This is a genomic window from Limosilactobacillus vaginalis DSM 5837 = ATCC 49540 (assembly GCF_000159435.1).
Lineage (GTDB): Bacteria > Bacillota > Bacilli > Lactobacillales > Lactobacillaceae > Limosilactobacillus > Limosilactobacillus vaginalis.
This window is the reverse complement of record NZ_GG693412.1, coordinates 454427-466827: the sequence shown is the minus strand read 5'-3', so window position 1 is coordinate 466827 and position 12401 is coordinate 454427. Positions and strand designations below refer to the sequence as shown.

Genomic DNA, 12401 nt, shown 5'->3' with positions numbered 1-12401 from the left:
GCCTTGTGAAGGTTCACAGACGAAAACAAGTTTTCTGGTTCACTCTTTAGGCGCAAGACGCCTTCGTCAGGAGAAATTGCTAGCTTTCCGGAAACTCTTTGGAGCGAAGGCACTCTATTTAATTACCACATTCCCAGTACTTTCATCCAGAGGCTTCCGATACCGATCCAAACGACGATGTAGAAGATCCCGAGGACAAAGTTGAGTGACCACCACTTGGATTGTGGAACGTAACCAGAACCGAAGAGGACTGGTGCAGGGCCTGAAGCGTAGTGGGTGGTAGATGCCATTAAGTTACCGAAGAACCCAAGCATCAAAGCAGCTAACATTGGTGGAACATTAGCAGAAATTGCCACTGCCAAGAAGGCACTGTACATTGCAGTAACGTGGGCAGTTGAACTAGCAAAAAGGTAGTGGGAGTAGAAGTAAACCACAATCAGGATGATTAATACTAATACCCAGTTCATTCCGTGAAGTGAGCTACCAACAGCCTTACTCAACCATGGAATAAATCCTAAGCTTGTTAATGAACCAGCCATCATAACCAGAACAGAGAACCAAGTCAATGTGTTCCAAGCACCGGTTTCATGCAAAACATCTTGCCAACTGAGGACCCCAGTTAAGAGAAGCAAGCCTAATGCGATGAAGGCAGCCAAAGTTGCATCGACACCAATAAAACTACCAACAATCCAGAGAGCTAATGCCAATACAAAGATTACGGCCATCAACTTTTCAGGGAGAGTCATTGGTCCCATTTCTGAAAGCTGATCTTCAGCCCATTGCTTGGCGTTTGGTGTTTCCTTAATTTCAGGCGGGTACATCTTGTAGATCAGCCATGGTACAACGATTAATGAAATAACACCTGGTACCAAAGCAGCTAAGAACCAGCCAACCCAGGTAACGTTAACACCATTACCCTTAGCAAGAGTTTGAACTAGCGGGTTAGCAGCCATCGCCGTCATGAACATTGCGGCGGTAATCATGTCACCATGGTATTCAGCGAAGATTAAGAATGAACCAATCTTCCGCGAGGTGCCCTTCTTTGGATCTGATCCAAATGATTGTGATAATGATTCAATAATTGGGTATAAAACACCACCGGCACGAGCAGTGTTACTTGGAGTAGCTGGTGCCAAGATTAGGTCAACCCCAATCAGTGAATAAGCTAAGCCAAGTGTTCGCTTACCAAAGGCCTTAACAAAGTTCAATGCAATCCGCCGACCAAGTCCGGTCTTGATAAATCCACGGGCAATGAAGAATGCCATTGCGATCATCCAGATAGAAGCATTTCCAAAACCAACGATTGCCTTTTCCATTGGTACAGTCTTTGTCAATACCGTTAAAGCAAACGCAACAATTGATACCCCACCAATTGGTAATGGTCGAGTAATACATGCAATGATCGTTGCAACGAATAAGGCAAACATATGCCAACCAGCAACCGGAACTGCAGCCGGCTTAATTGGGGTCATAAACCATAAGATTAGGCCAACGATAACAGGCCAAATGAACCCCTTATAATTTACACTTTCTAATTTTTTCATCTTTCCGTCCCTTAATTAAATAGTAATAATTGCTTGCGGTGGTTCTCACCACCAACTGTTGCTATTTGTTTACAAACTCCGTGCGTACAGCGCAACTTGTTGACCTGCTTGACGACCAAAGACGATCGTTTCAGCAATGGAGTTACCCCCAACACGGTTGTTACCATGAAGACCACCAGCTACTTCACCAGCAGCGAAGAGTCCCTTAATAATGTCACCATTACCATCAAGCACTTGAGTCTTTGGTGTGATGTGAATACCACCCATTGTGTAGTGAATAGCAGGTGCAATGTGGATAGCGAAGAATCCTGGATTAGTAATGCCACGATCCATCCCCGTTGTCCGACCGAATTCAGCATCATCATGGTTTTCAACCGCTTGATTCCAAGTTGCAACGGTTTGCTTTAGGTTGCTTGGATCCACATTAATCTTCTTTGCAAGATCTTCAATCGTTTCACCATGAACAACTAAGCCAACTTTGTCATATAATTCAATTGCCTTAACGTGATCACGAATTCCTTGGTCAAGAATTAAGTAGGCACTGTGTTCTGGTAAGGCTGTAATTGCATTAGACACAATCTTCCGGGTATTCAATTCGTTAACGAATCGCTTTCCCTCAGCGTTTACTAGAATTGCGCCTTCACCACGGACTGCTTCACCGATCAGGTAAACGTGGGGATTATCCTGCTGAACCGTTGGGTGGACTTGAACCAGGTTCATTTGCATTAATTCAGCACCAACGTTTTCAGCTAACTTCAAGCCGTCACCAGTAGCACCCGGTTGATTGGTTGTCTTGTAGCTTTCAAGATCTGGGCGGAACCGCTTAATGTATTCCTTTGAAGCACCAAAGCCACCAGTAGCTAAAATAACAGCCTTCGCATTAATAATCTTAGTGATCCCGTCAGCATCAACCTTAACGCCATTTACGCGACCATCATCAGCTCGCCGTAATTCGGTAACCTTAGTCTTGTTAAATACCGGAATATCTTCTTGAGCAACAACTTTCAATAAGCTCTTTACCAAGAAGCCACCAATTGGCGCCATACTTGCTGGACGGTGGGTCCGTTTTTTAGACATTCCACCAGTAATGGTAATATCATCAAGCTTAATGTCATGATCAGCTAACCAGTCAATTGCTGGAGCAGTATGGTAAACGAAGTAGCCTAACATATCTTTATCGTTGAGCCGGCCACCGTCTTTATATGTTTCATGATAAAAGTCAGCAACGTTATCAATCACGCCATGGTGAAGTTGAACATTGGTTTCAGCAGCGTTCATTCCAGAAGAAGCACGGTTAGTATTCCCACCAAGCTCTTCTTCCTTTTCAAGTACGGCAACCTTCATCCCCAATTCATTTGCTTGAATAGCGGCTGAAAGACCAGTTCCACCAGAACCAATAATTACAACGTCATAGTCGTTTTCTAACTTGCCAACAGATGTTGGTTGAAATTCTGCCATTACGTAGTTCTTCCTTTCAATATTTAGTTAGCTTTAACCCTAGTCCTTACGATCAACGTTGGTCATCTTGAGCATGTCCATCCATTCATCGTATTGTTCTTCGGTTACCTTGCCAGACTTCAAAGCAGCTTCCTTCAAAGTGCTTCCTGCCTTATCAGCAGCTTGAGCAATCTTGGCGCTGTCGTGGTAACCAATGTGTGGTGATAATGCAGTAACAGTCATGAGTGAGTTATCAACTAATTCTTCCATCCGTTCTTCATTAACGGTCATGCCATGGATCATCTTGTCAGCAAAGCCCATGATTGTACCAGTCAATAAGTCAGCTGATTCAAGGAAGGCATCAATTAATACTGGCTTATAAACGTTCATTTCAAAGTTACCTTGTGATGATGCCATTGTTACAACAGTATCATTACCGAATACCCGTAAAGCAGCCATCGTTACCGCTTCAGCTTGAGTTGGGTTAACCTTACCAGGCATGATTGATGAACCAGGTTCATTAGCTGGAATGTTTAATTCACCGTAGCCGGCACGTGGACCAGAACCCAAGAAACGAATATCTTGAGCAATCTTGAACATATCAGCAGCTAAGCTCTTCAATGCACCGTGAACAACATCTAATCCAGAGTGGTTAGCTAAGCCGTAGAACTTGTTTGAGTCGGCTGTTAAGTTTAAGCCGTATACTTCACTAAGCTTTTCAGCAATCTTCTCTGGCATCCCTTCAGCAGCGTTCAATCCGGTACCAACTGCGGTTCCACCAATTGCTAATTCGTTTAGGGTTGGTTCAAGAGTCTTAATGTAATCAAGATCATGTTCAAGCGCAGCAACGTATCCTGATAGTTCTTGACCGAAAGTCAATGGAACAGCATCTTGCAAGTGAGTCCGACCAACTTTAACGGTCTTCATGTACTTATCTTGCTTTGCCTTTAATTCGTCAATCAAGTGTTGAACAGCTGGCTTCAACTTATCAAGAGCTTCCAAAGCAACAACGTTCATTGCTGTTGGGAAGGTATCGTTAGAACTTTGCCCCTTGTTAACATCATCGTTTGGTAAGATTTCGATGTCAGGGTTAAGTTGGTGAGCCTTATGAGCAACTACTTCATTGGTGTTCATGTTGGTTTGTGTACCAGAACCAGTTTGGTAAACCTTCAATGGGAAGTCTTTACGTAATTCTTCATCGCTCAAAGCTAAGAGTTCGTCAATTGCTTGAACAATCAAGTTACCCTTTTCTTCAGAAATAGCATTTGTTTCCATGTTTGCTTGGGCAGCTGCCTTCTTAATGTTCAATAAAGCACGAATAATGGCTAATGGCATATACTGACCAGTTGGGAAGTTGTTTCGACTCCGTTCTGTTTGTGGTCCCCATAATGCATCTGCAGGAATTTGAACTGGACCAAGAGTATCTTCTTCAGTACGGTATTTTGTCATTGTAAAAGCCTCCATTGTCTAAAAAATCGTCTGTTTGTGAAAAAATACACATCAATTACACTATTATCCTAACGCGGAATAATATCCATAGTCAAACCTTTAGAATGTTATAATTTTCACTTATAATAATTTCCCGAGCATTGATTATTACTGACTTTGTAACCAACCATCGAATTATTTTCACAAACTTGATAAACAAAAAATCTAGTCAATTTTTCTCAAAAAACTAACTAGATTTTTATTGCTATTAAGATTAAAATCACAAAGTTATTAGACAGAATCAGCTAATTTTTGTTGTTAGTTATTCTTATCAATCGTTACTTTTTCCATGACAATATCTTTCTTCGGCTTATCCATGCTATCACGCTTAGCTTGACTAATTTTCTTGACCACGTCCATCCCGGTAATTACTTGACCGAATACGGTGTGCCGATGATCTAGCCATGGAGTACCGCCAACCTTGGCATAATGGTCAATAATTTCTTGAGGATAACCGACAACCTTCATTTGTTCAATCATATTAGCCGGTACATGTTCGTTAGAAACAATAAAGAACTGACTTCCATTGGTGTTTGGGCCAGCATTAGCCATCGAAAGCGCCCCGGTAAAGTTAAACAATTGATCAGAGAATTCGTCCTCAAAGGCTTTGCCGTAAATGCTCTTACCACCACGACCTGTTCCGGTTGGGTCTCCTCCCTGAATCATAAAATCAGGAATTACCCGGTGAAAGATTACCCCATCGTAGTAACCTTTTTCTGCTAATTGAACAAAATTATTAACGGTCTTTGGTGCTTGTTTCTCAAATAATTGAATTTTAATTTCACCAAGGTTTGTTTTAATTGTTGCTTGCGGTCCCTTCACAGACGCAAGCTCTAATTGTGGATACTGCATCTAATTTCCTCCTTCATTTTACTCATGACTTATTCTGAGCACACAAGCGCCCTTAATATCACCACGTTTAACGTATTTCAATGCATCAAGTGCCTTTTCAAGCGGGTATTCGGTAACTTCAGGATGAATATTAAGACGATCGGCTAATGTTAAGAACTCTTCCCCATCACGACGAGTATTACTTTCAACACTCGTTAGCGTCTTTTCATGGAAGAGGTGTTTTTGGTAGTTCAGGGTTGGAACATCTGACATATGAATTCCTGCCATCGCCAACGTTCCTCCTGGGATTAAGCTTTCCAATGCTGGCAAAACGATGTCCCCTACTGGAGCAAAAATAATTGACGAATCTAGCGGAACATCCGAAAGATCATATGCGCCCTTAGCAGAAACACAGCCAAGCTGAAGAGCAAACTTTCGAGCATCAGCACCCCGAGTAAAGACGTGGACTTCTACTCCCTGAGCTAATGCAATTTGCGCTGTTATGTGGGCAGAACCGCCAAAGCCATATAAACCTAAACGGCCACCTGCAGGGACATTAGCCCGTTCATAAGCTCGATAACCAATGATTCCAGCACATAATAATGGCGCTGCTTCTAGATCATCAAACTTCTCGGGAATCCGGTAAGCAAATCCTTCCGGTACGGTAACATACTCAGCGTAGCCACCATCATGATCCCAGCCGGTATAAACTGAATGCGGGCATAGGTTTTCATGACCGGAACGACAGAACTTGCAAACACCACATGCATGACGGAACCACGGAATCCCAATCCGCTCACCTAGTTCAAACCGTTGTGTTTCGGGTCCAAAAGCAACTACCTTACCGACAATTTCGTGTCCAGGGGTAACGTGCTCATGATGAACCGGTAAATCGCCTTCTGCCACATGTAAATCAGTATGACAGACACCACAAGTAAGGACCTTTACTAAGACCTCCCCGCGTTGTGGCTTTGGAACTGGCTTAGTAACAAGCTTTAATGGAGCATTTTCACCATCAATTGGACCGGGAGTGGTTACTTCCCATGCACGCATTGTTTTTGGAATCTCAACTTGATTAATCATCTTCAAGACCTCTTTTAATTAGCTTTCTGTAAACTATTGTAGTCCTTTTTGTATATTTGTGAATTAATAAACAATAAAATTATTGATACTGTTTAGCAATTTCTGCTGTTAAGGCAAACCATTGTTTTTGTAACTGGTTAGCATTGAAGCCGCTATTGATTGTCTGATCATCCTGAGCAGCTAATTCCAAGCCAGCAGTTCCGCCAATATCATCTACAATCCCCTTGCCATTGCCGTCTAAAACTTTAGGTTCAGTCGGACTTAGTCGATAGCGTCTGATTGGCGTTGTTTTCTCAATTAGAATATTGAACTGCCAAGAATCACCAAAATCATATTCAAGTGTTAAGCGATCACCCTGCTGAGCCTCCCCTAACCAGTGGAGCGTGATATTCTCTCCGCCATCAAGGTACGGCAATTGGTAATTCTTCTTGTTTAGTTGAAGGTTATACAGGTGTGAACCAGTTGCCCCAAAACTGGCCATAATGAAGTAGCAAAGTTCATCAAGCCGGGTTTCGCCACTAAACTGAAGTCGTCGCCACATACTCGGCTGGTAATCCGCTAATTCAACTTTTATTTGATATTCAATTTTGCGGTAATGGTGTGCATGCTTTAATGAAGAACGCCGGCGGGCAAGCTCAGATTCTGCACTATGCAGCATTCTCTCTAACCGGTAACCTTCCTTAGCGGGCGTTGCATTATCGATTGCTTGATTTAATGCTTGGCTAAACTGATCAAAATCAGCATCAGCAAACAGAGCTTGCCGCTTGAGGAACCGACCGAATTCCCGAAAGGCGGCTCCCATCCCCCGATACTTTGAAGTAGTTAATCGTTCACTATTGCGTTTGCCATAATCATAAGCGTAATAATAAATTGTCGAAATATCATCCAGAATCGTCTTCCCGTCTTCTGCAAGGTAAGATAAGTAATCCGTTGCGTAATCAGTATCCCGATCGATAATTTGATCGCTCTTCCCAAGTTGCTCCAGTGAAGAACGGTAATCCTGAATAATCTCCTCACTAACTTCTGACTCATTCATGACATCATTGAGTGATTCAGAATGATAAAGATACCGTCGATTATGTTCATTAAGCTTAGGATGTGCAGGAACAGCGAAATTATTAATTACGTAATTCTCAAACAATTCCGTTGCTGTTTGAACCTCGTTTGTTTTGACATCCTGCAGTTTTAAATTTTTCATTAACGCAAGTGAAATTGCCGGATTACTGGGATCATCATCCCACTGGACAATATCAGGCCGAGTCAGCAGGTTTTGAAAAATCTGCAACCGCTGTTGAAGTGCAGGAACAACTGGCCGAACAAATTCAACCTGTTTCAATTGTGCATCACGAATCATCCGAACTTTAACTCGTGGTACCGGGAGAACTTCCAGCAGCCGAATTAGCTCACGCTTAAATGTTGCGGTAAAAGCCCGTGGATCGCTAAACTGCTGGGGATGACGAACTATCACCGGTAACGATAGAAGGTTATTCATTACAATCATAAAATCGCCGGTTACCCTAATCGACCAGGCATCGGTGCGCATCAACCGTTGTTCATCAGCTAGCCTTGTATTTGCATGGAGATGCTGAGCAACATTATTTTCAACAGCAATTAACACCATCATCACTCCTTCTTCTAAAACGGGCTTGAATTCATTATTTTTAGCAAACAGACCCACGTTTTATCTCTACCGTTTCCTCTATCTCCATTGTGACAGAATGGCTAAGTGAAAACAAATATTCTAGACAATAAGGATAAAACTACTAAAATAATTTAAGAAAACGTGAAATATTAAAGGAGTAACGAAGATGCTTGATTCTGGTAAACTAGATATTTTTGATCTCAAGAAAATCAAAATTAATCGAACAGCAAAGGAGTTAGAAGAAGCGGGAAAAGAAATGCGAACTAAGGTAAGCAGCGAACAGCTAGCCGAATTTGTCCCCGTTCACCGTGATGCTGTCGCCGCAATCAAGAAAACAGAATCTAAAATGATTCAAGAACTGCTGCCCCTTCGTCACGAACGAATGCTGGCTAGCAAGTTTGCTTTCTTTCGCGGAACAGCAGAATTAATGGAACAGGATCTTAAAGATCAGTATCAAAGCCATATTCCATTGATTATTTGTGGAGATGCCCACGTCAATAATTATGGTTTCTATGCTTCCCCAGAGCGTCAATTAATCTTTGGCCTGAATGATTTTGATGAATCACGGATTGGCAATTGGGAAAGCGACCTTAAACGTCTTCTGGTTAGTGCTCGCCTAGCTGGTGAAGAAAACGGCTTTAGCGACGAACAGCTTGACTCCGTTCTCCACCTAATTACAAAGACCTACCGCCATAGTATTAAGCACAATGATAAGCTGAGTCTTTTCCAACGTCTCTACTCTTCATACGAAATTCATGACATGATCGCCGCAATTGATACTCTGAACAATAGTGCTAGCCAAATGAATGAAATCCTCAATAAAATTATTAAAAAGAGCAGTCGAAGCAACTCAGAGCAAATCGTCAAGAAGATGACGAAGCTTAACGAAAACGGTCAGTTAAGATTTAGTGAAAATGCTCCCCGCGCTAAACATGTCAATGCAGAGAAGTATGCAGAAATCCTTCAAGGCTTTAACCATTACCGAAATAATGTACGTCAAGACATCCGCATCTTTCTCGGCAATTTCAGCATTACCGATATTATTCGCTACAGTGTTGGCGTTGGTAGTTTTGGGACTCGCTGCTACCTGCTTCTCCTCACTGGTAACGAAGGCAGCCATTTAGTTCTTCAAATTAAGGAAGCAATGCCCCTTCGTTATAACCTGCTCCGTTTACCAACAGCAGAAGCAATTAAAAATGGCGTGTTAGCAGGACGACGAATTGTCACAGCGCAACGAACCCTCCAAGCTTCTTCTGATCCATTTCTTGGTAGCACATCATTTGGCGGACGAAGTTACTATGTTCGTCAGTTCCGTGATATGAAAGAATCAATTAAAGTAAATAAGCTTGATTACGAAAGTTTTAACCTCTACTGTCAGATCTGTAGTACACTGCTAGCAATAGCCCACTTTCAAAGCCCAACCGCCCCAATGGTTCGTGGTTACCTCAAAGGACAAAAAGCATTAGATGATGGTCTCGTTGAATGGACAAACGCCTATGCTAAACAAGTAGCCATTGACTTTGATGATTTTCGGCATAGTTTGCAGGATAATAATGGACTAATAACAAAATAGTGGTTTATAAGGAGGTGATGCAACCGTTTGCACCACCTTCTTGTTAAATTGTGGTAAAATAGGTTCTGTAAATATTGAAGCGCTTACTTCAAGGAGGCAAATAGAATTATGAATATTACTAAAGTACCGTTTGGAACTTACCAAAACAAGCCAGTTACAAAGTATGTTTTGACAAATGATCACGGTGTCCAAGCGGGAATCTTAGACTTTGCTGGACTATTACAGTCATTTAAGGTGCCAACCAAGGATGGCGGTAAGGCCGATATGGTCTTAACTACTGAAAACCTTGATGACTTTACTAACAATGGTTTTTGCACTAACCGTTTAATTGGCCGGGTTGCCGGAAGAATTGCTGATGGCCAATTTGAAATTGATGGTAAGGAATACCACGTTGAACAAAACGAGGGTAAAAACACGCTTCATGGTGGGACTAATGGTTTCTACAGCTACATTTGGGATGTTGATTCTACTAACGTCACTGATAACGAAGCATCCATTACTTTAAGTCTCACCCTTACTGAAGAAATGGATACTTTCCCTGGAAAGATTCATGTTACCGCAACCTACACATTAGACAATGACGATAACCTGACCTTGAAGTTTGGTGCTACATCTGATGCAGATACTTTGTTTAACCCAACTAACCATACTTACTGGAACATGGCTAAGGCAAGTGCTAAGACAGTCAATCAATTAAAGCTCTATGTCAATTCCAAGAACCACTTAGCCGTTGACGATGGCAAGATCCCAACTGGAGAAAAGTTAGCCAATGAAGGAACACCATTTGACTTTAGCACCCCAACTCGTCTTGGCGATGCACTCGAAGGAATGGCTTCAACTAAAGAAAACGGGTTTGATGATATTTGGGAAGTTGAACCAAGTCTTACCAAGCCAGTTGCCACCCTTGAAGATCCTGAAAGTGGTCGTAAGATGACCCTTTACTCAGATCGGAATGCCCTAATTATGTACACCATGAACTCCGATGATCCAGCAGTATACAACCACGGTGAAGTTCATCCCCACTTAGGAATTGCAATGGAAGCTCAAACCCTTTCAGATGCTATCCACCATCCAGAATTTGGTGACATCACCCTTCATCCAAACGAGGAAAAGAACTACACAATTAAGTGGCACGTAGAATACTAAATTCTATAACATTTTAAAGAAAAAGAAGAGACAGGAAAAAGCAAAATGCTTTTCCTGTCTCTAATTATTTATCAGTAATTTTCGAATTTACCGAGTCTAATTGTGAAAATCAATCTTTCTCCATTAAAACCAGCCGTTCTTCTTAATATTATCAGTAGCCTTAACAGGAAGTTGAATTGAAGACATCCCTGTTGGTTTAAGGGTAACATAGCCAACATGCTGTCCCTTTTTAACCGGAGTCTTTAGCTGGTGCGTCATTGAGCGATCTGCCTGAGCTATCTTCAGTTTTGCCCCAACCTGATTAAGCACGGTGCCTTTAGGAAGCCAGATCGTGGTTGCCTTGGTTAGTTCAAGTCCAGTACTATGTTTGTCTTTGGCGTGGACCACATGAGCATCCTGAACGTTCTTTGATAATTGTCGCAAAGAAGTTAACTGAACTGGCTGATAAATCTCAGTTAATTTCTCATAGAATTTTTGAGCATCCTTTGACTGAGCGTTCCAGTCGCCCTTGGTATGAAGCGCCACAACGATTACTCGCCGACCAGCAAATGTTCCTGTTGAAATTATACATTTACCAGCCGTATCAGTATTTCCCGTCTTTAACCCATCAATCGTACCGTTTTTGGGAGCAAAACCATTTTCCGGTAATAACGAATTGATGTTGATCATTTGGTATTCCTGGTTTGCACTAACCCGGAAATTAGCCATCTTAGTCTTGGTAATTTTGAGCGAATCAGGATATGTCTCAATTAAGTACTTTGAAATAAGTGCCATGTCTTTAGCCGAGAACTGATTTTCGGCCGTCTTTTTGACCCCTTTAAGGCTATTTTTGCCTAAATCACCGTTTGCTAGGCCAATCATATTATAAATTTTAGCGTCGGTAACGCCCGCTTTTTTCGCGACTGCTTGCATTTTCTTGTTAAAGGCTGCGGTACTCCCCGCATCTGCCAAGGCAAGGGCTTCTGCACTACCGTCAGCTGATACAATCATCATTGATTCTGTAAGCTGACGAATAGTGTAACTCTCCCCCGCATTTAGTGGGACATTGGAAAAATGCCAATCATTCGCAACCTTAGCAACTGCTGGCGTAATCTTAACTTTTTGGTTCCAACTCAAATGATGGTTTTTAACATCTTGTTCAATTACAGCTAGTGTTAATACCTTAGTCAAGGATGCAACTGGGTAAGTTTTATTAGCATTCTTCTGGTATAAAACTTGGCCTGTTTCAGCATCAATTGCGTAAGCAGCCCGCGCATTTAAATTTAACTTTGTTGTATCCGCTGAGGCTGAATTAGCAAACCCCAGACTAACTACATTTACCGTTAAAATAGTAACTAAAAAAGCAATTAATGCCCTTTTTAACTTTTTCATCAAACTATTGTTATCCCTCTCTCAAAAATATCAAACTCAATAATATCGCATTCAGATGTTAAGAGGATGACTTTTTAATAACTTTTATGAAACATTTTCCGAGTTATTAAAATTCTCCTAATAATTAGGTGAATTTTCCTCCTTTTTCACTCAATTACTGGTATGATTGTTTAATGTTATCAAATTAAAGGAGAGTTTTCACTATGGGTGCATCTCGTCGTCGGTTAAATCGTCGTAAAGTTGTCTTGTTTATTCTTATTATTCTTGCAGCGTTCTGGGGAATTCA

The 12401-nt window shown here is 41.7% G+C and carries 9 protein-coding genes; 2 read left to right on the top strand and 7 right to left on the bottom strand.

The window, feature by feature from the left end; translation table 11 throughout:
• Positions 1-122: 122 nt before the first annotated feature.
• From HMPREF0549_RS02045 to HMPREF0549_RS09715, 6 genes are all read right to left on the bottom strand, one after another.
• Entirely contained in the window at positions 123-1544 is a 1422-nt protein-coding gene (locus HMPREF0549_RS02045) for an anion permease (RefSeq protein WP_003716601.1), read from the bottom strand.
• Positions 1545-1613: 69 nt separating this feature from the next.
• Positions 1614-3002 (bottom strand): flavocytochrome c, encoded by a 1389-nt coding sequence (locus tag HMPREF0549_RS02040; protein WP_003716600.1) that lies wholly within the window; start codon positions 3000-3002, stop codon positions 1614-1616.
• Positions 3003-3041: 39 nt separating this feature from the next.
• Positions 3042-4430: a class II fumarate hydratase gene (locus tag HMPREF0549_RS02035; protein WP_040530758.1), complete on the bottom strand. Its 1389-nt coding sequence runs from the start codon at positions 4428-4430 to the stop codon at positions 3042-3044.
• Positions 4431-4727: 297 nt separating this feature from the next.
• On the bottom strand, positions 4728-5321 hold the full coding sequence (locus HMPREF0549_RS02030) for a peptidylprolyl isomerase (RefSeq protein ID WP_003716598.1): 594 nt from the start codon (positions 5319-5321) through the stop codon (positions 4728-4730).
• 18 nt (positions 5322-5339) lie between these two features.
• On the bottom strand, positions 5340-6383 hold the full coding sequence (locus tag HMPREF0549_RS02025) for a zinc-dependent alcohol dehydrogenase family protein (RefSeq protein WP_003716597.1): 1044 nt from the start codon (positions 6381-6383) through the stop codon (positions 5340-5342).
• A gap of 79 nt (positions 6384-6462) precedes the next feature.
• The gene (locus HMPREF0549_RS09715) at positions 6463-8007 is read right to left on the bottom strand and encodes a plasmid pRiA4b ORF-3 family protein (protein WP_040530941.1); all 1545 of its coding nucleotides are present in this window, start codon (positions 8005-8007) and stop codon (positions 6463-6465) included.
• Positions 8008-8191: 184 nt separating this feature from the next.
• Here HMPREF0549_RS09715 and HMPREF0549_RS02015 point away from each other — a divergent pair, with 184 nt between their 5' ends.
• On the top strand, positions 8192-9598 hold the full coding sequence (locus HMPREF0549_RS02015) for a DUF2252 domain-containing protein (RefSeq protein ID WP_003716595.1): 1407 nt from the start codon (positions 8192-8194) through the stop codon (positions 9596-9598).
• 108 nt (positions 9599-9706) lie between these two features.
• Positions 9707-10744, top strand: coding sequence for an aldose epimerase family protein (locus HMPREF0549_RS02010; protein WP_003716594.1), 1038 nt, complete (start codon positions 9707-9709; stop codon positions 10742-10744).
• 123 nt (positions 10745-10867) lie between these two features.
• Here HMPREF0549_RS02010 and HMPREF0549_RS02005 read toward each other — a convergent pair whose 3' ends face one another.
• Entirely contained in the window at positions 10868-12115 is a 1248-nt protein-coding gene (locus HMPREF0549_RS02005; protein ID WP_003716593.1) for a D-alanyl-D-alanine carboxypeptidase family protein, read from the bottom strand.
• Positions 12116-12401: the final 286 nt, after the last annotated feature.